This window comes from Kitasatospora sp. NPDC001664 (assembly GCF_053596675.1).
Genome location: NZ_JBSFGS010000024.1, coordinates 22,502 through 43,972, shown reverse-complemented (window position 1 = coordinate 43,972; position 21,471 = coordinate 22,502). Strand labels below are relative to the sequence as shown.

General features: G+C 72.4%; 18 protein-coding genes. 14 read left to right on the top strand and 4 right to left on the bottom strand.

Annotation, left to right across the window (positions count from 1 at the left end; all coding sequences use genetic code 11):
- Window positions 1-2: 2 nt before the first annotated feature.
- The 6 genes from nuoK to lpdA all read left to right on the top strand — a co-directional run bounded on the left by nuoK (window position 3) and on the right by lpdA (window position 7,881).
- Complete coding sequence (gene nuoK / locus ACWCYY_RS29230) at window positions 3-350, top strand: NADH-quinone oxidoreductase subunit NuoK (protein WP_345278870.1); 348 nt, start codon at window positions 3-5, stop codon at window positions 348-350.
- A complete protein-coding gene (locus tag ACWCYY_RS29225) occupies window positions 347-2,371 on the top strand; it encodes an NADH-quinone oxidoreductase subunit 5 family protein (RefSeq protein WP_345278868.1) in 2,025 nt (674 codons plus the stop codon). The genes nuoK and ACWCYY_RS29225 overlap by 4 nt, the downstream gene beginning before the upstream one ends.
- 31 nt (window positions 2,372-2,402) lie before the next feature.
- Window positions 2,403-3,923: a complex I subunit 4 family protein gene (locus ACWCYY_RS29220; protein ID WP_449797746.1), complete on the top strand. Its 1,521-nt coding sequence runs from the start codon at window positions 2,403-2,405 to the stop codon at window positions 3,921-3,923.
- Between the two features lie 39 nt (window positions 3,924-3,962).
- Complete coding sequence (locus tag ACWCYY_RS29215; RefSeq protein ID WP_345278864.1) at window positions 3,963-5,453, top strand: NADH-quinone oxidoreductase subunit N; 1,491 nt, start codon at window positions 3,963-3,965, stop codon at window positions 5,451-5,453.
- A 104-nt stretch (window positions 5,454-5,557) separates the two neighbouring features.
- Window positions 5,558-6,421 carry a zinc metalloprotease HtpX gene (gene htpX, locus ACWCYY_RS29210; RefSeq protein ID WP_345278862.1) on the top strand — a complete coding sequence of 288 codons (864 nt, stop codon included), beginning with the start codon at window positions 5,558-5,560 and terminating at the stop codon, window positions 6,419-6,421.
- 47 nt (window positions 6,422-6,468) lie between these two features.
- On the top strand, window positions 6,469-7,881 hold the full coding sequence (gene lpdA, locus ACWCYY_RS29205; RefSeq protein ID WP_345278860.1) for a dihydrolipoyl dehydrogenase: 1,413 nt from the start codon (window positions 6,469-6,471) through the stop codon (window positions 7,879-7,881).
- A 40-nt stretch (window positions 7,882-7,921) separates the two neighbouring features.
- Here lpdA and ACWCYY_RS29200 read toward each other — a convergent pair whose 3' ends face one another.
- Window positions 7,922-8,362 carry a DUF7144 family membrane protein gene (locus ACWCYY_RS29200; protein ID WP_345278858.1) on the bottom strand — a complete coding sequence of 147 codons (441 nt, stop codon included), beginning with the start codon at window positions 8,360-8,362 and terminating at the stop codon, window positions 7,922-7,924.
- 145 nt (window positions 8,363-8,507) lie between these two features.
- On the opposite strand from ACWCYY_RS29200, the gene ACWCYY_RS29195 reads away from it, so the two are divergent.
- Window positions 8,508-8,783: a hypothetical protein gene (locus ACWCYY_RS29195; protein ID WP_345278856.1), complete on the top strand. Its 276-nt coding sequence runs from the start codon at window positions 8,508-8,510 to the stop codon at window positions 8,781-8,783.
- On the opposite strand, the gene ACWCYY_RS29190 is transcribed toward ACWCYY_RS29195, so the two are convergent.
- Entirely contained in the window at window positions 8,772-9,683 is a 912-nt protein-coding gene (locus ACWCYY_RS29190) for a carbohydrate kinase family protein (RefSeq protein WP_449797745.1), read from the bottom strand. The two genes, ACWCYY_RS29195 and ACWCYY_RS29190, sit on opposite strands and share 12 nt — an antisense overlap.
- 416 nt (window positions 9,684-10,099) lie before the next feature.
- On the opposite strand from ACWCYY_RS29190, the gene ACWCYY_RS29185 reads away from it, so the two are divergent.
- The 7 genes from ACWCYY_RS29185 to ACWCYY_RS29155 all read left to right on the top strand — a co-directional run bounded on the left by ACWCYY_RS29185 (window position 10,100) and on the right by ACWCYY_RS29155 (window position 19,116).
- Window positions 10,100-10,966 carry a helix-turn-helix domain-containing protein gene (locus tag ACWCYY_RS29185; RefSeq protein ID WP_449797744.1) on the top strand — a complete coding sequence of 289 codons (867 nt, stop codon included), beginning with the start codon at window positions 10,100-10,102 and terminating at the stop codon, window positions 10,964-10,966.
- Window positions 10,967-11,171: 205 nt separating this feature from the next.
- Complete coding sequence (locus ACWCYY_RS29180) at window positions 11,172-12,383, top strand: L,D-transpeptidase (protein WP_345278850.1); 1,212 nt, start codon at window positions 11,172-11,174, stop codon at window positions 12,381-12,383.
- Between the two features lie 291 nt (window positions 12,384-12,674).
- Entirely contained in the window at window positions 12,675-13,148 is a 474-nt protein-coding gene (locus tag ACWCYY_RS29175) for a DoxX family membrane protein (protein WP_449797743.1), read from the top strand.
- Window positions 13,149-13,360: 212 nt separating this feature from the next.
- A complete protein-coding gene (locus ACWCYY_RS29170; protein ID WP_449797742.1) occupies window positions 13,361-15,241 on the top strand; it encodes an FAD/NAD(P)-binding protein in 1,881 nt (626 codons plus the stop codon).
- Between the two features lie 158 nt (window positions 15,242-15,399).
- Window positions 15,400-16,935 carry a vanadium-dependent haloperoxidase gene (locus ACWCYY_RS29165; RefSeq protein ID WP_449797741.1) on the top strand — a complete coding sequence of 512 codons (1,536 nt, stop codon included), beginning with the start codon at window positions 15,400-15,402 and terminating at the stop codon, window positions 16,933-16,935.
- Between the two features lie 93 nt (window positions 16,936-17,028).
- Entirely contained in the window at window positions 17,029-17,433 is a 405-nt protein-coding gene (locus ACWCYY_RS29160; RefSeq protein WP_449797740.1) for an SHOCT domain-containing protein, read from the top strand.
- Window positions 17,434-17,523: 90 nt separating this feature from the next.
- Entirely contained in the window at window positions 17,524-19,116 is a 1,593-nt protein-coding gene (locus ACWCYY_RS29155; protein ID WP_345278840.1) for an alpha/beta hydrolase, read from the top strand.
- Between the two features lie 59 nt (window positions 19,117-19,175).
- Here the strand turns inward: ACWCYY_RS29155 and ACWCYY_RS29150 are convergent, their stop codons facing one another.
- Together ACWCYY_RS29150 and ACWCYY_RS29145 are read right to left on the bottom strand one after the other, a co-directional pair.
- Window positions 19,176-19,694: a hypothetical protein gene (locus tag ACWCYY_RS29150; protein WP_449797739.1), complete on the bottom strand. Its 519-nt coding sequence runs from the start codon at window positions 19,692-19,694 to the stop codon at window positions 19,176-19,178.
- 158 nt (window positions 19,695-19,852) lie between these two features.
- Window positions 19,853-21,397, bottom strand: a complete 1,545-nt coding sequence (locus ACWCYY_RS29145) for an alkaline phosphatase (RefSeq protein ID WP_449797738.1) — start codon at window positions 21,395-21,397, stop codon at window positions 19,853-19,855.
- Between the last annotated feature and the right edge of the window lie 74 nt (window positions 21,398-21,471).

The following is a 21,471-nucleotide window of genomic DNA, read 5'->3' as shown; positions in this document are numbered from 1 at the left end:
CGATGCACCTCGCCTATCCCGTCGTGCTCGCCGCGCTGCTGTTCAGTGTCGGCGTCTACGGCGTGCTCGCCCGGCGCAACACCGTCCTGGTCCTGATGTCCGTCGAGCTGATGCTCAACGCCGTCAACCTCAACCTGGTCGCCTTCGACGTCTGGCTGCGGGACACCCTGCACGCCGGTCAGGCGCTCACCCTGTTCACCATCACGCTGGCCGCCGCCGAGATCGGTCTGGGGCTGGCCATCGTGCTGCTGGTCTTCCGCACCCGCGGCACCGCCGACATCGACCGGGTCAACGGCCTGGGTGACGACGCGTCAGCGGACGAAGCAGAGCCGGCGGAGGCCGCCGCATGAACCTCGCCCTCCCGATCCTGGTCCCGGTGCTCCCCGCGCTGGGCGCCGCCGCCACCCTGGCGACGGGCAGGCGCGCCCCGGGCCTGACCCGGCCGCTGGCCGTGCTGCCGGTGCTCGCCTCGGCGGTGCTGGCCCTGGTGGTCGCGCTCCAGCTGGGCACCGGCGGCACCCTGGACGCCGCCACCCGGCTGGCCCCGACCGGCGGGCCGGACCTCTCCCTCGCCCTCCACCTGGACGGCTACAGCTCCCTGATCTCGGTGCTGGTCGGCCTGGTCGCCACCTGCGTGCAGGTGTACTCGACCGCCTACCTCAAGGACGACCCGCGCTACCCGTCCTACGCCGCGCTGGTCTCGCTCTTCACCGCCGCGATGTTCCTGGTCGTCTACTCCGGCGACCTGGTCGTGCTGCTGGTCGGCTGGGAGGTGATGGGCATCTGCTCGTACTTCCTGATCGGTCATCACTGGGAGACCGCCGACGCCCGCTCCGCCAGCCTCAAGGCCTTCCTGGTCACCAAGCTCGGCGACGTGCCGTTCCTGATCGGCATCTTCCTGCTCGGCGCCGACGCGGGCACCTTCCGGATCGAGGGCGTGCTCAGGGCCGCCACCGAGGGCCAGCTCTCGCACCCGACGCTCACCGCCCTGCTGCTGCTCGGCGGCGTGGCCGGCAAGAGCGCGCAGTTCCCGCTGCACACCTGGCTCCCGGACGCGATGGCCGGCCCGACGCCGGTCTCCGCGCTGATCCACGCCGCCACCATGGTCGCGGCGGGCATCTACCTGGTGGCCCGGCTGCTGCCGGTCTTCCTGGCCTCCACCGCCGCGCTGGTGGTGCTGGCCGTGATGGCCGCCGTCACCATGGTCGGCTCCGCGCTCTGCGCCCTCGCGCAGGACGACCTCAAGCGGGTGCTGGCGTACTCGACGGTCGGTCAGCTCGGCTACATGGCGGGCGCGCTGGCCGCCGGCGACCGGCAGGCCGCCGTCTTCCACCTGGTCGGCCACGGTGCCTTCAAGGCGCTGCTCTTCCTGGCGGCCGGTGTGGTCATCCACGCCGCGCACACCAACTCGCTCTCGGCCATGGCCCGCATCCCGGACCTGCGCAAGAAGGTCCCGGACGCCTACTGGACGATGGGCATCGCCTTGGTCGCCCTGGTCGGGCTGCCGCCGTTCACCGGCTTCTTCACCAAGGAGTCGGTGCTCACCGCCGCCGAGCACGCCGCCACCGGCGAGGCACTGACCAACGGCCTGGGCCCGGCCTCCGCCGTCCCGGCCGCCGCCGGGTGGATCGTGCTGGTCTCGGCCGGGCTCACCGCGCTGCTCACCGCCGCCTACGCGGCCCGGCTCTGGCTGCTGGCCTTCCACAGCTCGGACGTCCCGCTCGCCCGTCCGGTGCTCGCCCCGTACTCGCCGGAGGTCGACGAGGCCGACCCGGCCCACGCCGAGCCGGCCGCGATGCGCTGGCCGCTCTGGGTGCTGGCGGTGCCGACCATGGCCTTCGGCATCGCGGGCCTGCGCAGCGACTGGCTGCCCGCGCTGCTGGACGGCGGCGAGCTCCGCCCGTCCACCGTGACGGCGGTGATCGGCACCGGCCTGGCCGTCGCCGGCCTGCTGATCGGCTGGGCCGCCTGGCGGACCGTCACCTCCCGGGCGATCGACGCGGCCGCCCGGGTGCCCGAGCAGCCGGGGGCCCCGGCCGCCGAGTCGCTCACGCCCGTCGCCCCCGTGCCCGCCCCGGCCACCGACCCGGGCCGCCTGCTGCTAGGCCCGCTGTACCGGCCCGCGCTGCACGGCTTCCGGGTGGACGCGCTCTACTCGGCGCTGTTCGTCCGGCCGACCGCCGGGGCCGCCAAGCTGGTCCGCTTCCTGGACCGCGAGGTCGTCGAGACCTACGTCGAGGGCAGCGGCCAGGGTGCCAAGCTGCTCGGCTGGGCCGTCCGCCGCGCCCAGACCGGCAACGCCCAGACCTACCTGAGCGCGCTGCTCGCCGCCGTGGTGCTGCTCACCGTCCTGGTGGCGGTGGGCACGTGACCCTCTCTCACCTGATCGTCGGAGGCCGTCGGTGAACGTGCTCCTCATCGCCCTCCTGGCCGTCCCGCTGCTGGGCGCCGCCGCCACCCTGGCCCCGCTCGGCGAGCGGGCCGCGCTGCGGCTCGGCGTCGGCGTCACCGGTGCGGTGCTGCTCGGCTCCATCGGCCTGGCCGCCGCCTTCGACCACGACCGGCCCGCCGCGATCCAGGGCGTCACCGACGTGGCGTGGATCCCGGCGATCGGGGTCCGGTTCCACCTCGGCGTGGACGGCATCTCGCTGCCGCTGGTGGTGCTGACGGCGCTGCTCACCTTCCTGTGCGCCGTCTACTCCACCAAGCGCCTGCCGGACGGCCCGGGCGCCCGGGCCTTCACCGGGCTGGTCCTGCTCCTGGAGGTCGGCATGCTCGCCACCTTCCTGGTGCTGGACCTGGTGCTGTTCTTCCTGGCCTTCGAGATCGTGCTGATCCCGATGTACTTCCTGATCGCCCGCTGGGGCAGCGGTCAGCGGGTCCCGGCGGCCAACCGCTTCATCCTCTACACCCTGCTCGGCTCCGCCGTGATGCTGCTCGGCTTCCTGCTGATCGGCCATCAGGCGGGCACCTTCGACATGACGGCGCTGGCGCAGCGGCACGGCTCCGGCCTGAGCCACGGCACCCAGGTGATCGCCGCGCTGGCGATCCTGGCGGGCCTCGCGGTCAAGGCCCCGGCCTTCCCGCTGCACAGCTGGCTGCCGGACGCGCACACCGCCGCGCCCACCGCCGGCTCGGTGCTGCTGGCCGGCGTGATGCTCAAGATGGGCACCTACGGCCTGGTCCGGGTGCTGCTCCCGGTGGTACCGGACGGCACCGCCACGCTGGCCCCGTACCTCGGGGCGCTGGCCGCGGTCGGCATCGTCTACGGCTCGCTGGCCTGCCTGGCGCTGGCCCGGCCCGGCGCCAAGGGCGACCTCAAGCGCCTGATCGCGTACTCCTCGGTCGGCCACATGGGCTTCGTGCTGCTCGGCATCGCCTCGATGACCCCGGCCGGGGTGAACGGCGCGCTGTTCGCCAACATCGCCCATGGCCTGATCACCGGCCTGCTGTTCTTCCTGGTCGGCGCCGTCAAGGACCGCTACGGCACCGCCGACCTGGACACCCTCGCCGGGGCCACCGGCGCCGCGCTCTACGGCCGCGCGCCCCGGATCGGCGGGCTGCTGGCCTTCGCCGCCGTGGCCAGCCTCGGCCTGCCCGGCCTGGCCGGCTTCTGGGGCGAACTGCTCGCCATGTACGGCGCCTTCGACCCGGCCGCCGGGCTCTCCCGCCCGGCCTTCCTCACCTACCTGGTGCTCGCGGGGCTCGGCACCCTGCTCACCGCCGCCTACCTGCTGATCGTGGTCAAGCGGGTCTGCATGGGCGACCCGGAGCAGGACGGGCCGGAGCTCGCGGACCTCAAGGGCTACGAGGCCGCCAGCTGGACCCCGCTGGCCGCCCTCACCCTGCTGGCCGGGCTCTGGCCCGCGCTGCTGCTCGGGCTCTCCGACCCGGCCGTCAAGCACCTGCTCGGGGGTGGCTGACCCGTGCTCACCTTCCCCACCTCCCTGGGACGGACCGCCATGACTCCTCTCGCCGCCGCCGACCCGGGCTCGCTGATCCAGTCCGTCGACTGGGTGGCGATCGCCCCGCCGCTGATCGCCGCGCTCGGGGCCCTGGTCGTGCTGGTGGCGGATCTCTTCCTGAAGGGGAGTCAGAAGCGGCTGCTCTCCTGGCTGGCGGGCGGGTCGCTCGTCCTCGCGCTGGCGGCCCTGCTGCCGCTCGCCCTCGGGGACACCCGCTCCACCTTCTGCATCACCGGCACCGGCTGCTCCTACGTGGCCGACGACTTCGCGCTGGTCTTCCAGCTGCTGGCGCTGGCCGGCGCCCTGCTGGTCACCCTGCTCTCCGTGCACACCGTCAGCTCGGAGCAGCTGCCCGGCGGCGAGTACTGGTTCCTGCTGCTGAGCAGCGCCGCCGGCGCCGCCCTGCTGCCCGCCTCCCGGGACCTGGCCACCCTGGTGGTCGCCCTGGAGGTCGTCACCCTGCCGTCCTTCGCGCTGGTCGCGCTGCGCCGGGACGGACGGGGCGCCGAGGCCGCGCTGAAGTTCTTCCTCTCCTCCGTCACGGCCACCGCCGTGATGCTGCTCGGCGTCGGCTTCGTCTACGCGGCCTCCGGCGGCCTGCACTTCACCGCCGTGGCCGAGGGCCTGACGCAGGCTCCGGCCCAGCTGCGCCACCTGGCCGAGGCGGGCGCGGTGCTCACCCTGGTCGGCTTCGCCTTCAAGACCGCCGCCGTGCCCTTCCACTTCTGGGTGCCGGACACCTACGTCGGCTCCCCGGTCCCCGTCGCCGGCTACCTCTCGGTGGTCGGCAAGGCGGCCGGTCTGGCGGGCCTCGCCCTGGTCACCACGCTGGCCTTCCGCCCGTACGGGCACACCTGGGGCCTGGTGCTCGCGGTGCTGGCCGCCGTCACCATGACCGCGGGCAACGTCGCCGCGCTGCGCCAGCGCGGCGCGGACCGGGACGGCGCCGTCCGGCTGCTCGCCTGGTCCTCCGTCAGCCAGGCCGGGTACCTGCTGGTGCCGCTGGCCGCCGCCGGGTACGCCGGGACGGCGGAGCCGGTCGGGGCGACCGCCGCGTACGCGCTGATCTACGGGGCCGTCAACCTCGGTGCCTTCGCCGTGGTCGCGGTCGCCGGGGGCGGCTCGCTGGACTCCTACCGGGGCCTGTTCGCCCGCAACCGCTGGTCCGCGCTGGCGCTGGCCTTCTTCCTGCTCTGCCTGGCGGGCCTGCCGCCGGGCGTGGTCGGCCTGTTCGGCAAGGTGGTGGTCTTCCGGGCCGCGGTGGACGCCGGCCTCGGCTGGCTGGCCGTGGTGATGGCGGCCAACGTCGTCATCGCCCTGTACTACTACCTCACCTGGACCGCGAAGCTCTTCGCCCCGGGCGAGGGGACGGCCCGTCAGGTGCCGGGCCCGCTCAAGGCGACCATCGCCCTGACGGCCGCGGCCGCCGGTGTGCTCTCCGTCGCTCCGCAGCTCGTCCTGCAGGTGGTCGGCGGGTCGCTGTTCTGACGTACCACCGGTGCTCAGGGAACGAAGGGCCCGTGCGGGCACGTTGATCCCGTAGTAGGGATGGGGTCAGAAGGGCTTCCCACCGCACCACCTGGAGGGCCTGCGTGCACCGGCACAACGGGTTGAGGACGGCCGCGCTGCTCGGCGGCCTGTCGGCGCTGATCCTGGTGATCGGCAGCTTCTTCGGCCGGGCGGGCTTCGTCCTCGCACTGCTGGTCGCCCTCGGCACCAACGCCTACGCGTACTGGAACAGCGACAAGCTCGCGCTGCGCGCCATGCGGGCCCGCCCGGTCAGCGAGATCGAGGCGCCGCGGCTGTACCGGATCGTCCGCGAGCTCTCCACCTCCGCCCGCCAGCCGATGCCCCGGCTCTACATCTCGCCCACCGAGGCGCCGAACGCCTTCGCCACCGGCCGGGACCCGCGGCACGCCGCCGTCTGCTGCACCGAGGGCATCCTGCGGCTGCTGGACGAGCGGGAGCTGCGCGGGGTGCTCGGGCACGAGCTCAGCCACGTCCACAACCGGGACATCCTGATCTCCTCGGTGGCCGGGGCGCTGGCCTCGGTGGTGATGTTCCTGGTCAACTTCGCCTGGCTGATCCCGTTCGGCCGCAGCGAGGACGACGACGGCCCGGGTCTGTTCGGGATGCTGGCGATGATGGTCCTCGGCCCGCTGGCCGCCTCCCTGATCCAACTGGCCGTCAGCCGCTCCCGGGAGTACCAGGCCGACGCCGACGGAGCCCGGATCACCGGGGACCCGCTGGCCCTCGCGAGTGCGCTGCGCAAGCTGGAGGGCGGCACCCAGCGCCTTCCGCTGCCGCCCGAGCCCGCACTGAAGACCGCCAGCCACATGATGATCGCCAGCCCGTTCCGGACCGGTGAGGCCGGCACCCGGCTGTTCTCCACCCACCCGCCGATGGCCGAGCGGATCTCCCGGCTGGAGCGGATGGCCGGAGAGCGGCTGCCGTGACAATCTGATCACCGCCCTCATTCCAGCCATCACAGGAGCACATCCGCATGAGCAGCGCAGCACACTACGACGTCGTCGTCCTCGGTGCCGGGCCCGGTGGCTACACCGCGGCCGTCCGCTCCGCCCAGCTGGGCCTGCGCACGGCCGTGATCGAGTCCAAGTACTGGGGCGGCGTCTGTCTGAACGTCGGCTGCATCCCGTCCAAGGCGCTGCTGCGCAACGCCGAGCTGGCGCACATCTTCACCAAGGAGGCCAAGACCTTCGGCATCAAGGTCGAGGGCTCGGTCAGCTTCGACTACACCGAGGCCTTCAAGCGCAGCCGCTCGGTGGCCGACGGCCGGGTCAAGGGCGTCCACTACCTGATGAAGAAGAACGGGATCACGGAGTACGACGGCCGTGGCACCTTCGTGGACGAGCACACCATCCAGGTCGCGCTGAACGGCGGCGGCTTCGAGGTCGTCACCTTCGACCACTGCGTCATCGCCACCGGCGCCTCCACCCGGCTGCTCCCCGGCACCAGCCTGAGCGACCGGGTGGTGACGTACGAGGAGCAGATCCTCACCGACCAGCTGCCCGGCTCCATCATCATCGCGGGCGCCGGCGCGATCGGCGTCGAGTTCGCCTACGTGCTGCACAACTACGGCGTGCAGGTCACCATCGTCGAGTTCCTCGACCGGATGGTGCCGCTGGAGGACGCCGAGGTCTCGGCCGAGCTGGCGAAGCAGTACAAGAAGCTGGGCATCCAGGTGCTCACCTCCACCCGGGTCGAGTCGATCGACGACAGCGACCCGGCGGCCAAGGTGAAGGTCACCGTCACCAAGGACGGCGTCCAGCAGGTGCTGGAGGCCGACAAGGTGCTCCAGGCGATCGGCTTCGCGCCGCGCACCCAGGGCTACGGCCTGGAGAACACCGGGGTCAAGCTCACCGACCGCGGTGCGATCGCGGTCGACGGCCGGGGCCGCACCAGCGTGGACCACATCTTCGCGATCGGTGACGTCACCGCCAAGCTGATGCTGGCCCACGCGGCCGAGGCGATGGCCGTGATCGCGGCCGAGACCATCGGTGACGCGGAGACCATGGAGGTGGACTTCGCGATGATCCCGCGCGCCACCTACTGCCAGCCGCAGATCGCCAGCTTCGGCTACACGGAGGCCCAGGCCCGCGAGCTCGGGTACGCGGTGAAGGTCTCCAAGTTCCCGTTCACCGCCAACGGCAAGGCGCACGGGCTCGGCCACCCGGTCGGCTTCGTCAAGGTGATCAGCGACGAGACCCACGGCGAGCTGCTCGGCGCCCACATGATCGGCCCCGAGGTCACCGAGCTGCTGCCCGAGCTGACGCTGGCCCAGCAGTGGGACCTCACCGTGCACGAGGTGGCCCGCAACGTGCATGCCCACCCGACGCTCGGCGAGGCCGTCAAGGAGGCCGTGCACGGCCTGGCCGGCCACATGATCAACATGTGACCGGCCGGTTGGTCTGGGCCCTTCGCGCAGCCGCCGCGCGTCAGTCGCGGAAGGTGCAGAGGGCCCAGACCACGAAGGCGTCGATCGCGATGGCGATCAGCGACCAGAGCGGGTAGTAGGGCAGGAACAGGAAGTTCAGCACCAGGTGCAGCGAGACCAGCGCGATGCCGAGCACCCGGGCCCAGGCCGCGCCGGTGAGGATCCCGAAGCCGACCGCGGCGAGCACCACGCCGAGCAGCAGGTGGATCCAGCCCCAGGACGTCAGGCTGAACGAGAAGGTGTAGTTCGGGGTGGTCAGGTAGACGTCGTCCTTGGCGAGCGCCACCACGCCCTGCATGATCCCGATCACCCCGCTGACCACCATCATCACGCCGGCGAACAGCACCAGGCCGGTGACCGCCCCGGAGTTCGACCGGCGCGCACCGCCCGGTGCGGGGACGGGGCCTGACGGATCGTAGAGCGGGCCGGATGCCTGGGCCATGGCTGCCTCCTGGGGGCGAACTGACGGAGTGCCAGTTTTGTCCCAGTATGTGAGGGGCACCGGTGGACGGCACCCCGGACGGGGCGGCGGATGGACGGCCCCTCGGGGGCGCGGGACGATGGAGACCCCAGGAGAGGGGTGCGGTATGCGCCGTCACCGATTTCACCGCGACCACGGCGGGCACTCGGTCACCGTCTTCCTCCGGCAGGGCCTGCACACCGAGGCCGAGCTGCTGGTCGACGGCAAGGAGGTCGGCAGCACCCGGCTGACCGGCCGCGGCCCCTGGACCCTGGACGACTCCCTCCCCGAGGACCCGCCGGTGCCGTTCACCGTCCGGATCAGCCCGAGCGACCCGCCGGTCTGCGTCCTGGAGGTCGCCGGGGCCGCGCACCCGATGCCGCCGGTGCTCTCAGGCCGATAGCTCCGCGGCGGTCGGCGGGTTGGCGCCGGCCCGGGAGACGGTGAGGGAGGCGGCGCGGCCCGCGTAGCGCAGCAGCCAGGTCAGCTCCCGCTGGTCGAGCACCGCCAGTGCCGGGCGGGCCGCCGCCCCGAGCAGTCCCCGGGAGGCGAGCCGGTCCAGCACCGCCGCCGTGAACGAGTCCCCCGCCCCGACCGTGTCCACCACCTCGGCCGGGGCGGCGCCCTGCTCGGCCCCGGCGTACCGGGTGTACGCGGCGGAGCCGGCGGCGCCCCTGGTCACCAGCACCACGGCCGGGCCCAGCGCCAGCCAGTGCTCGGCCACCTCGCGCTCGGCCCTCCCCGGGTAGAGCCAGGCCAGGTCCTCGTCGCTGGCCTTCACCAGGTCGGCCACCGCGACGCAGCGCTCCACCTTCGGCAGGGCCTCGGCGGGGGAGCCGAGCAGGGCGGGGCGGACGTTGGGGTCGTAGCTGACGGTGGCTCCGGCGGCGCGCATCCGCTCCGCGAGGGCCAGCACCGCCGCCGCCCCGGGCTCCAGCAGGGCGGCGACCGAACCCAGGTGCAGGTGGTCGGCCGGCGCCACCCCGGTGTCGGTGAGGGTCCAGCGCACGTCCAGGTCGTAGGAGGGCTGCCCGTCCGGCCCGAGGGTCACCACGGCGGTGGGGGTCGGCACCCCGTCCTGACCGTCCGTCAGCAGCTCCACCCCGGCGCCGCGCAGGTGATCCGCGATCAGCCCGCCGACGGGGTCGGCCCCGAGCTGCGTCAGCAGGGCGGCCCGCCGCCCCAGCCGGGCCAGCCCGTACGCGACGTTCGCCGGGCTCCCCCCGGCGTGCACGACGTCCTCCCGGCCGGGCTCCCGGACGATGTCCGCCACGCTCTCCCCGACCACCACGAACGAACTCATCCCGCCACGGTACCGGCGCACCGGACCGCCCGGGGCGGGTCTCTGCCGATGTGCGGCTCCGCCGCGTGGGCGCGGGGTTGGTGGTCACCCCGGGGGCGCGGGGCTGTGTTGATGTGCGGCTCCGCCGCGTGGGCGCGCGGCTGGTGGTCACCCCGGGGGCGCGGGGAACTGCGCGAGGCGGAAGACGACGACCCGTGTGCCGGGTACGGGGATTCACTTGCACGTGGCCGTCCGTACCCGGCACATGGGTCTCCTCCTTCCGATTCGCGCAGTTCCTCGCGCCCCTGGGCGGGTGCCCTGCCGGGCGGGAGCGAAGAGCGCGCGCCCCTGAGCGCCCTCCGGGCGTCGGATGCCCCTGGGCGGGCAGTTCGTGCGGCGTTATGTTGGTCGCTCCTGGGGCGGGAGGGGCGTGGGTGGTGAGCACCGAGGAGGAGGCGGCCCGGCGGTACGGGGCGGCCGGGGCGGCGGAGGGGGCCGGGCTCGCGGCCGTGCTGGCGGGGTACCGGCGGGTGTGTCCGGGGGAGGGTCCTGCCGAGGTGGTGGCGGCCCTGGTGCACGGGCACCGGGAGGTCCTGGCCGCCCGGGAGCGGCTGGTGCGGCTGGCGGCCGGGGAGGGCCCGGAGGAGGAGCTGCGGGCGGGGGCCGAGCGGGCCGGGTTCGATCCGGCGGGCTCCTTCCAGGCCTGGCTGGCCGGCCGCGCGGCGGCCGCCCCGGGGGAGGAGGGGGCGGAGCGGCTGCGCGAGCGGTTGGGCCGGGTGCCGGGCCGGTTCGCGCTGGAGGCCGCGGAGCCGGAGCGCCGGCTGATCCTCGGTCAGGGCGCCGAGGAGCGGGCCGTGACGGCGCTGCTCGGCGGCGGCTGCGTGGCCGTCGGCCTGGAGCGGATCGGCCCGCAGGCGGCCCGCCGCTCGGTGCGCGACGCCCGCGCCGCGCACCGCCTGGCGGCGGGGCGCCCGGGCACGTGGCGGTACGCGGAGCTGTGGCCGCTGGCCGTGACGGCCGCCGCGGTGGACCGGCTGGACCCGCTGCTCGCCCCGGCGGTGGCGGCGGCCCGGACGTACCCGCACCTGGCCGAGGCGGTCCGGGCGTTCGCCGACCACGGCTTCGACCCGGTGGCGGCGGCCCGCGCCCTGCGGCTGCGGCCGGAGGCGTTGGAGCACCAGTTGCTCCGCTGGCGCAGGCTCACCGGCGCCGACGTCCGGACCCTCCCGGGCCTGACGGCCTCCCGGGCCGCCGTCGAGCTGGCCGCCGCCGGGCCCTGCGTCCGGCCGCCGGGGGAGTGGTGAGGGGACCCCGCCCGTCGCCGCCGAGGAATCGGGCCGCATGATGGGCCGGAGACCCGGCCCGGCCGCCGGGCGTTCACCGAGCCGTCGTGGGGCGGTCCGTGCAGCTGTTGCCCATTCGTGACCGAGACCGGGTCGTCTGACGCAACCTTCACCACCCGTGTGGACGTATACAGAGACCGTAGGGCGATGTGTGGGGAGTGTACGGATGAGGCGGGCAGACAGGGCCCTGGTGGCCGGCGTGGTCGGCGGCGTGCTGATGCTGACGGCTGCGTGCAGCGGTAGCACCGGCGGTGGCAGCGGCGGCAGTGGCGGCGACGGGGCCGGCAAGCCGTCGGCGGAGCCGTCGAAGACCTCGGCGGCCGTGGTGAGCGTGGAGCCGGCGGACGGGACCAAGGAGGTCAAGCCGTCCGGCGCGCTGAAGGTCGCGGTCGCGGGCGGGAAGCTGACCACCGTCAAGGTGACCGGCAAGGACGGCGCCGAGGTGCCGGGCGAGCTGACCGCGGACGGCCTGGGCTGGGCCCCGAAGAACAACCTGGCGGTCTCCACCGAGTACCAGGTGGACGCCCAGGCGGTGGACGACAAGGGCGTGGCGACCAGCAAGAAGAGCAGCTTCACCACGCTGACCCCGAAGAAGGGCGCGGGCCCCCGGGACAACGTGGCGGAGAACCAGACCTACGGCGTTGGCATGATCGTCTCGCTCACCTTCACCACCCCGGTGAAGGACAAGGAGGCGGTGGAGAAGGCGGTCACCTTCCAGACCGCCGACAACGCCGTGGTGAAGGCGCACTGGTTCGGCACCCAGCGGGTGGACTTCCGCCCGGAGAAGTTCTGGAAGTCGAACAGCAAGGTGACGGTCAAGTACAACCTCAAGAGCGTGGAGACCTCGCCCGGCGTCTACGGCGAGGTGGACAGCAGCCAGACCTTCACCATCGGCCGCTCCCGGGTGAGCGTCGCGGACGCCGAGTCCAAGCAGATGGTGGTGACGGAGGAGGGCAAGGCGCCGTTCACCGTGCCGATCAGCGCCGGTGCCACCTCGCCGGCCTCCCAGAACACCTTCAACGGGACCATGGTGGTGATGGCCAAGGAGGGCACCACCGTCATGGACTCCAGCACGGTGGCCAACCACGAGGGGCCGGCCTACAAGGTCGAGATGCCGCACGCGCTGCGGCTCACCCCGACCGGCACCTACGTGCACGGCAAGAACGTGGCCCGGTCGGTCTTCGGCAGCCAGAACACCAGCCACGGCTGCATCGGTCTGTACGACACGGCCGGTGACGGTTCGTCGGACACCCCGGCGGGCAGCTTCTACGACGCCTCGATCGTCGGCGACGTGGTGACCGTGAAGAACTCCGTCGGCAAGCAGGTGGACCCGTCGAACGGCATGAGCGGCTGGAACATCGACTGGAGCAAGTGGTGATGACGGCGCGTCAGCGCTAGAGCGCCGCCTCGGGCGGGGGTGCCCATCGGGTTTGCCGGGCACCCCCCATCGAAGGGACGAACGGCCACGGGTCGTGCGTGGACCGTACATTTGTGGAAGTAGAACCCCACAGGAAATGGAGACGCAGTACCAACGCTTTCCATTTCGGTGCGGACTCCCCGTCCCTCGGAATTCCCGAGAAAGCGAGAACCCGATATGACCACGACCGGAGAGCGTGCATCCGCCGCCCCGATCAGAAGGCGCCTCCGCGCTGAATTCCTCCCTGTCAGCGTGGAGGCCCGACTCTCGCTGATGCTCCGGGTGAGCGTGGCCCTGGTGTTCATCTGGTTCGGCCTGCCGAAGTTCTGGCCCGGGCTCAGCCCGGCCGAGCCGCTGGCGGTCCGCACCACGGAGGCGCTGACCTTCGGGGTGCTGCACGGGCACCTCGCCTGCGTGCTGATCGCGGTCTTCGAGGTCGGCTTCGGCCTCCTCTTACTGACCGGCCGGATCCCGCGGCTCACCTACCTGGCCTTCCTCGGCCACATGGCCGGGACGGCCACCCCGCTGATCCTGTTCCCCGAGGTCACCTGGGTGATGCCGACGGTCGGCACGTTGGAGGGCCAGTACATCCTGAAGAACGCGGTGCTGATCGCGGCGGTGACCTCCGCCCTGGTGCTGACCCGTCAGGACCAGCGTCAGCGCCTGCAGCTCCGGCAGCAGATCGAGGAGCTGGAGCACGCCCGGCCGGCCACCGTCGCGGCCTGACCGACCCTCGTACCACCGCCCCGCACCACCCTCCCGTGACCGGGGGACGGCAATGACGCCGTCCTCCGGTTCTTGCATTTCCCGGGGGAATTGCCGGAATGCGATCACCGGATTGTCCGCGATCCCCCATCGGCGGCACCGGAGAACAATTCAGCGAATTCGGCCATACGTTTGTGTCATCGAACCGGAACCCCTCACCAAGGACGGAAACCGTGACCACGAACGCCACTGCCACCGAGCCCCTCTCCATCGCCATCGTCGGTTCCGGTCCGCGCGGCCTCTCGGTCCTGGAGCGCCTGGCCGCCCGGCTGAACGGCGGCGAACTGAGCGGCCGTCAGGTCCGCATCCACGTGATCGACGCGGTGGAGGTCGGCTCGGGGCGGGTGTGGCGCACGGACCAGGACGACTGGTTCACGATGAACACGGTGGTCGGCCAGGTGACGATGTACTCCGGTGACCCGGACGGCGGCCCGGCCCGCCCCGGCGCGGGTCCCTCGCTGGGGCAGTGGATCGCCGAGCGGGCCAGAACCCACGGCGAGCCGCTGCTGGGCCCGGACGACTACGCCTCCCGGCAGCGCTACGGCCAGTACCAGCAGGCCGTCTACCGCAGCATCCTGGCGAGCCTGCCGGAGCGGGTCCAGGTGGTCGAGCTGAACGGCCGGGTGGAGCACGTCGTGCCGCGCGGCGCCGGCGGCCACGTGCTCCGGGTGGACCTCGCCCCGTACCACGTGCCCTACCTGATCGAGGCCGACAAGGTGCTGCTGGCGACCGGTCACCCGACCAACCAGCCCGACGAGTTCGAGCAGCGGATGCTCGCCTTCACCGAGCGCCACCCCGGCACCGCCTACCTGTGCGGGGACTCCGCCGCCGACATGGCGCTGGACAAGGACACCATCGCCCCCGGTTCGACGGTCGCCATCCGCGGCCTCGGCCTCTCCTTCTACGACGTGATGCTCAGCCTGACCATCGGCCGCGGCGGCACCTTCGCCACCGACGCGGACGGCACCCTGCGCTACCTGGCCAGCGGCCTGGAGCCGAAGATCGTCACCGGCTCGCGCAGCGGCCTGCCGATCCCGGCCCGCGGCCGCAACCAGAAGGACCCCGACCACACCCACACGCCGGTCTTCCTCACCAAGCAGGCGGTGGCCGAGGCCCGGGACCGCCGGCTGGCCGAGACCGGCAGCGGCCAGCTGGTCTTCAACGAGGACGTGCTGCCGCTGCTGATGCGGGAGGTGGAGCACGTCCACCAGGAGGTGCACCGCCGCAGCGGCGCCACCACCCCGGCCGAGCCGATCGACCTGCAGAAGCTGGCCCGCCCGTTCCAGGGCGAACTGTTCGCCGACGGCCGGGAGTTCCGGGCCCGCCTGCTGGAGGTGATGCGGGCCGACCTGGCCGCCGCCGAGCAGGGCAACGCCGAGGGCCCGCTGAAGGCCGCGCTGGACGTGCTGCGCGACATCCGCAACGTGGTGCGCGAGGCGGTGGACTTCGGCGGTCTGCGCCCGGACAGCTACGCCCGCGAGTTCCAGCGCGACTTCCTGCCCGTCAACTCGCTGCTCTCGGCCGGCCCGCCGATCGCCCGGGTCGAGCAGCTGGTCGCCCTGATCGAGGCCGGGGTGGTCGAGGTGGCCGGCCCCGCGACGGACTTCGCCGCCGACGAGCAGAGCGGCACCTTCCGGATCTCCTCCCCGCAGGTGAACGGCTCCGAGCGGACCGCCACCGCGCTGATCGACGCCCGCATCCCCACCCCCGACCTCTACCGCGACTCCTCCCCGCTGACCCGCTCCCTGCTGGCCGACGGCACCATCGGCGAGTACCGGCACGTCGACGAGGTGAGCGGCGAGATTGTCTACACCGGCGGCCTGAACGTCACCCGGGCCCCGTTCCACCTGATCGCCGCCGACGGCACCGTCCACCGGGACCTGTACGCGCTGGGCATCCCGACCGAGCACACCCGCTGGTTCACCCAGGTCGGCAGCGGCAAGCCGGGCCTCAACACCCTCTTCCGCCAGGACGCCGACGCGATCGCCTCCGACATGCTGAGCGCCGCCGACCGCGCCCCGCTGCGGTCCCTCACCTCGGCGGCCGCCCGCTGACCCACCCGGCACCACCGCTGAACTGCCCGTCCACCGGAAAGGAAAACGGCCCCTCCGGTCGGCTCTGACGAAGTGTCGGAAGCCGACTGGAGGGGCCGTCGCGCGTCGGTCGAGAGTGTCCCGCGTCTGAGGTTCACCCGATCGAAGGGAAGCGGTAGATGCGATCCACCCTCGCCACCGGCCTGCGCCGGAGCACCGTCCTGGCCCTGGCGGCCGTCCTGTCCGTCACCACCCTGGCCACCGGAGTGGCCGGCGCGGCCGAGGACACCACCGACTCGGCCGCCAGCCAGTTCGCCCTGCAGGAGAGCTGGGCCGAGTTCGAGGACGGCGGGGCCAACCTGCTGCTTGCCTGGAACGAGAAGACCGTCCAGGCGACCATCGCCCAGGTGGATCTGAACGGCGCCACCGGCATCCTCCCGCCGGTCGCCGCCCGCTACCACGCGATCGTCTCCACCTGTGCCTACGACGCCTGGGCCGCCTACGACGCCCGGGCGATCGGCACCCGGCTCGGCGGTCAGCTGCGCCAGGTCTGGTGGAAGCGCAGCTACGCCAACCGCAAGGCCGCGGTGGCGTACGCCTCGCACCGCGCGCTCAAGGACCTGTTCCCGCAGCAGACCGCGAGCTTCGACGCGCTGCTCCAGCAGCAGGGCTACGACCCGGCCAACGCCGAGGTCAACACCTACACCCCGGCCGGCATCGCGCACACCGCCTGCGACGCGGTGCTCAACTACCGCCACGGGGACGGGGCCAACCAGCTCGGCACCCCCGCCTACTCGGACCCGGGCAGCGGCTACACCCCGGTCAACCCGGCGCAGGACGTCAACGCCTTCGACAAGTCCAAGGTGGTCGCCCCGGACCGCTGGGCCCCGCTGATCGTCAACGGCGCGACCCAGCAGTTCGCCGGCCTCCAGTTCGCGGCCACCAAGCCGTACGCGCTGAAGAGCAACAGCCAGTTCCGCCCGGTCGTCCCGCCGGCCTACGGCACCCCGGAGGCCAACGCCGCGGTCGAGGAGCTGCGCCAGATCAGCGCGGGCCTGACGGACCGCCAGAAGGCGATAGCCGAGTTCTGGATCGAGCCCAAGGAGGGCCCGACCGGTCACCAGAACCGCCAGGCCCAGTGGGTCGCCCGCCGCGACTTCCACACCCTGAGCCAGGACGTGAAGATGTTCTTCGGCCTCAACATGGCGATGGGCGACAGCGGCAACGCGGCCTGGGAGTCGAAGAAGTACTTCGACTACGCCCGCCCGCTGACCATGATCCGCTACGCGTACGACGGCCAGCAGATCCAGTCCTTCGGCGGCCCCGGCCAGGGCACCGTCACCATGGACGGCAAGAACTGGAAGTCCTACCTGCCGACCCCGGCCTTCGCCTCGTACATCTCCGGCCACTCGATCTGGGGCGCCACCTGGGGCGAGTACATGAAGCTGTGGACCGGCAGCGACGCCTACGGCGAGAGCGCCGTGGTCAAGGCCGGCAGCCTGAAGTACGACACCAACGCCCCGGCGGCCGACGTCACGCTGAAGTGGGACACCTTCAGCCAGGCGGCCGACGAGGACGGCATGTCCCGCCTCTACGGCGGTGTGCACTGGCGCTTCGACAAGGAGCAGGGCGCGGTGCTCGGCCGCAACGTGGCGAACAACGCGTACAACGTCGCCCGCCAGTACTTCGCCGGGATCACCCCGAACGTCGGCTGACCTCCCGGGCGTGGCTGACTGATATGTCCTGAATGTCTCCCTATGATCGGACCGCCGTCCGCACGGTGCGGGCGGCGGTCCGAGGGAGTTCCGATGGACGATTACCCGCTGCTCAACCTCTTCTGGACGATGCTCTGGCTGTTCCTCTGGGTGCTCTGGTTCTTCCTGCTCTTCAAGGTGATCGGGGACATCTTCCGCGACCACTCGATGGGCGGCTGGGGCAAGGCGGGGTGGCTGGTCTTCGTGATCCTGCTGCCCTACCTCGGGGTGCTGGTCTACCTGATCGCCCGCGGCAACTCGATGGCCCAGCGCGACCGCGAGCAGGTGCAGCGCAGCGAGGCCGCCTTCCGGTCCTACGTCCAGGAGGCCGCCGGACAGCAGACGGGCGGTCAGAAGCCAACCCAGGCCGACGAGTTGGCGAAGCTCGCGCAGCTGCGGAGCAACGGCACGCTGACCGAGGAGGAGTTCCAGCAGGCCAAGACCAAACTGCTGGCCTGAAACGGAACCGATCACGCCCGGGGCCTTCCTCGACGATCTCCGAACTGGCATGCTGGCCGCGCCTGATTTGGACATGTCGAGGGGGGTTCCGTGTCTCGTGTCTGGAGTGCGGGCCTGGCTGCGGCCAGTGCCCTGCTGTTGGTCCCCGGTGTGGCCGTCGCCGCACCGTCCGCCGGAGGAGCTCCGGCCAAGGTCGACCCGGTGTCCTGGACACCCTGCAACCCCGATCCGAGCAAGCCGGATCCGGGCATCTACGACTGCGCCACCTACCCGGTGCCGCTGGACTACGCCAAGCCGAACGGCGAGAAGATCGGCATCGCCATGCTGCGCCGCCGGGCCTCCGACCCGGCCAACCGAATAGGCTCGCTCTTCCTCAACCCCGGCGGCCCGGGCGGCAGCGGCTACCTCTGGGCCACCACCACCCGCTTCCAGAAGAAGGTCCAGGACCGCTTCGACCTGGTTGGCTTCGACCCGCGCGGCGTGGCCCGCAGCAACCCGCTGCGCTGCTTCACCAGCAACGAGGAGTCCGACGCCCTCTGGGGCCGCGCCACCGGCGTCCCGGTCACCGCGGACGAGGTCCGCGACACCATGGCCGCCAACCGCGACTACGCGGCCGCCTGCGGCAAGAACGCCGGCCCGCTGATCAAGCACATGTCGACCATCAACGTGGTCCGCGACCTGGACCGGATGCGGCAGGCCGTCGGCGACGCCCAGCTCACCTTCGCGGGCTTCTCCTACGGCACCCTGATCGGCTCCACCTACGCCAACATGTACCCGTCCAAGGTCCGCGCCGTGATCGTCGACGGCAACGTCGACCCGCAGCTGCGCCTGGCCAACGGCCTGGAGTACGACCGCCAGCGCGCCGACGGCTTCGAGATCTCGCTGGACGCCTTCCTGGAGCACTGCGCCACCGCCGGGATCCAGCGCTGCGCCTTCGCCGGCGGCGACAACCGGGCCCGCTTCGACGCCATCCGGGACCACCTGCGCACCAGCCCGGTGACCCTGCCCAGCGGCGCCGTCGTCACCCTCTCGACCTTCACCAGCCAGGTCGCCAACGCGCTCTACGCGCAGACCCGGCTGGCCCCGCTGGCCAAGTCCATCCAGGACCTGGACACCGCGATCAACGCCCAGGGCGCCCGCTCGCTGACGGGCGGTCAGCCGTCCACCGGCGACGCCGACCAGCTGGCCGTCCAGGCCCCGAACGCGCTCCGGGAGGCCCCGGCGGAGACCCCGTACACCTCGGACGACTCCTACTACGGCGTCAACTGCCAGGACAAGCCGTACCCGCCGGTCCCGCAGCTCTTCCCGCTGGTGGCGAAGGCCTGGGAGAAGGAGTCCCCGACCTTCGGCCGCTACCAGGCCTTCGACGCGCCGCCGTGCGCCAGCTGGCCGGCCCCGGCGCTCACCTCCGAGCGCTACAGCGGCCCGTGGAACAAGAAGACCGCCAACACCGTGATGGTCATCGGCAACCTCTACGACCCGGCCACCCAGTACAAGTTCGCCCAGCGCATGCAGCGCGAGCTCGGCAACGCGGTCCTGGTCACCGTCGACTCCATCGAGCACTGCGCGGTCGGCCGCAGCGCCGCCCTCAACGCCCTGGTCACCGACTACCTGGTCGACAGGACCCCGCCGGCCCCGGGCCAGACCCTCAAGACGGACCTGGACCCCTTCCCGGCGGTCTGATCCGACGTCACCACCGCCGTGCCGCGTGCCCGCTCCTCCTCACCGGGGGGCGGGCACGCTCATTCGTTGACGAGCACGGGGAGGGAGAGCACCGCGGTGACCGGGGCCGAGGTGAGCTTCTCGGCCGGGATGGAGAAGTCGATGCCGCCCTCGGCCGCGCGCGGGCCCAGGTGGGCGCCCTCGGACTCCTCCTCCTGGTAGTGGAAGGTGCCGGTGCCGGCCAGCCGGCCCTGCTGGTCGTAGAAGGCGGCCCGCAGCTCCATGACCAGCACGTCGCTGATGTCCGAGGTGATGGTCAGGTGGCCGCCGACGGCCGAGCCCTTGTCCAGTGCCAGCCCGGTCAGCGTGACCCGGTCGGTGAACGGTCCCGGCTCGATCCGCACCTCGCCCGGGCGGACCTCGCCGCCCAGCGAGGCCGGGGCGGCGGGCACCTGCTTGGGCTCCGGCAGCGTCACCTGGCTCGGGGCGGGCAGCGGCCCGGCGTCCTGCGCGGCGTCCTTCGACCCGGTCGAGGTGCACCCGGTCAGCAGGGCCAGGGCGAGCAGCGGGAGGACGAGGGCGCGGCGGGTCGGGTTCACGGCGGGGGTCTCCTGGGGAGCGGGGGCGGGAGTACGGGCCGGGGGCCGGGAGGGGGCGTGTGCCCTCCCGGCCCCCGGTGTCGGACGGGTCCGTCAGCCGTCCTGACCAGGCTTCGGCCCTCGTGACGGGGCGTCAGCCGTCCTGGTGCTGCTGGGTGTCAGCGCGGCGAGCGGTTGAACAGCGAGCGGTACATCTTGCCGTAGAGCTCGGTGTTGTCCTGGCTGGCGGCGTAGCGCTGCGAACCGGGGCCGAAGGCGAACAGCGGCACGTCGGCACCGGTGTGGTTGCCGGACAGGTAGGTCAGCCAGAGGCTGGCCTCCGGGCTGCCGTCCACCACGCCCGCGGCGTCGTCCGGGGTGCGGAAGGTGGCCGGGGCGAAGTTCTTCGGGTCCTTCGAACCGGCGCCGTTCACGATGCCGGTGGAGCGGGTGGCGTCCTTGGTGTTGCCACCGGTGCGCGACGGGGCGCTGTTGTTCGCCGGGTTGCCCGGGTCCACGTTCACCGGCGGGGCGGCGGCCTCCGCGTTGGTGAAGGTGCCCTTCTCGATGATGTTGAAGCCGGCGCACTCGTGGTCGGCGGTGACGATCACCAGGGTGTGGCCGTCGCGCTTGGCGAAGTCCACGGCCTTGGCCACGGCGTCGTCGAAGGCCTTGATCTCGCCCAGGGTCTGGGCGGCGTCGCTGGCGTGCGAGCGCTTGTCGATCTGGGCGCCCTCGACCTGGAGGAAGAAGCCCTTGCGGTTGCGCTTGCCCAGCAGGTCGATCGCCTTGGTGGTGAGGTCCGACAGGGTCGGCTCGGCCTTCTCCGGGGCGCCGGCCGGCAGCGCGGACTTGGCCGCCTCCACCGTCAGGTTGCCGCGGTTGAACAGGCCGATGACCTTGCCGCTGCGCACCGCGTCCAGCTCGGCCTTGGTGGCGACCTTCTGGCTGGCGGCGGTCTGGGCCGGCAGCGCGGCGTCGCCGAAGCTGCCGAGCACCTGGTAGCCGCGGTCCTTCAGGGCCTTCTGGTCGTCCGGCTCGAAGCGGGCCAGGCCGCCGCCGAGGATGACGTCGGCCGTGCCGTTGCGGGCGATCTGCTCGGCGACCGGGGTGATCAGGGTGGCGTCCGAGGGCTTGGCCTCGTACGTGCCGTCGGCGTTCTTCGGCAGGCAGGCCGCGTCCGAGTAGACCGGGCCCTGGCAGCCGCGCAGCAGCACGTGGCTGAACTGGCCGGCCGGGGTGGCGTCGGTGATCTCGGCGGTCGAGACGTTGCCGGTCGAGAAGCCGGCCGCCTTGGCCTGCTCCATCAGGGTGGCGACGCGCTTCTCGTACGAGTCCACGCCGAGCGCCGCGTTGTAGGTCTTCACGCCGGAGGACCAGGCGGTGGCGGAGGACGCCGAGTCGGTCACCAGGGCCGGCTTGTTGCTGCCCTTCTCGACCGCGTAGGTGGCGACCTGGCCGACGACCGGCATGCGCTCCATGTTCAGGCGGCCCGCGGCGCCGTAGAAGCGGTCCCGGCCGGCCGTGACGTGGGTGCGGCCCATGCCGTCGCCGACCATGTAGATGACGTTGCGGATGTCGTTGCCGCCGCCGTACCAGCCGTCGTGGCCCTGGTCGTTGCGGTACTGCTCGGACGGCTCCGAATTGGCGGTGACCGCCGCGCCGCCCACCAGGGCGCTCGCGGTCACGAGCACCAACGCGGCCTTGAAGGCCTTGCGCTGCATAGGGGTTCGTCTCCTCGACAGGTTCAGCGCACCCGGCCGGCTCCCCACCCGCGCACGCACCCGGGACAGCGCCG

Bases quoted from the DNA above. Each gene is read 5' to 3' on its own strand.
- nuoK (WP_345278870.1), top strand. From the start codon at position 3: ATGCACCTCGCCTATCCCGTCGTGCTCGCCGCGCTGCTGTTCAGTGTC.
- ACWCYY_RS29225 (WP_345278868.1), top strand. From the start codon at position 347: ATGAACCTCGCCCTCCCGATCCTGGTCCCGGTGCTCCCCGCGCTGGGC.
- ACWCYY_RS29215 (WP_345278864.1), top strand. From the start codon at position 3,963: ATGACTCCTCTCGCCGCCGCCGACCCGGGCTCGCTGATCCAGTCCGTC.
- lpdA (WP_345278860.1), top strand. From the start codon at position 6,469: ATGAGCAGCGCAGCACACTACGACGTCGTCGTCCTCGGTGCCGGGCCC.
- ACWCYY_RS29200 (WP_345278858.1), bottom strand. From the start codon at position 8,362: ATGGCCCAGGCATCCGGCCCGCTCTACGATCCGTCAGGCCCCGTCCCC.
- ACWCYY_RS29195 (WP_345278856.1), top strand. From the start codon at position 8,508: ATGCGCCGTCACCGATTTCACCGCGACCACGGCGGGCACTCGGTCACC.
- ACWCYY_RS29190 (WP_449797745.1), bottom strand. From the start codon at position 9,683: ATGAGTTCGTTCGTGGTGGTCGGGGAGAGCGTGGCGGACATCGTCCGG.
- ACWCYY_RS29180 (WP_345278850.1), top strand. From the start codon at position 11,172: ATGAGGCGGGCAGACAGGGCCCTGGTGGCCGGCGTGGTCGGCGGCGTG.
- ACWCYY_RS29165 (WP_449797741.1), top strand. From the start codon at position 15,400: ATGCGATCCACCCTCGCCACCGGCCTGCGCCGGAGCACCGTCCTGGCC.
- ACWCYY_RS29160 (WP_449797740.1), top strand. From the start codon at position 17,029: ATGGACGATTACCCGCTGCTCAACCTCTTCTGGACGATGCTCTGGCTG.
- ACWCYY_RS29145 (WP_449797738.1), bottom strand. From the start codon at position 21,397: ATGCAGCGCAAGGCCTTCAAGGCCGCGTTGGTGCTCGTGACCGCGAGC.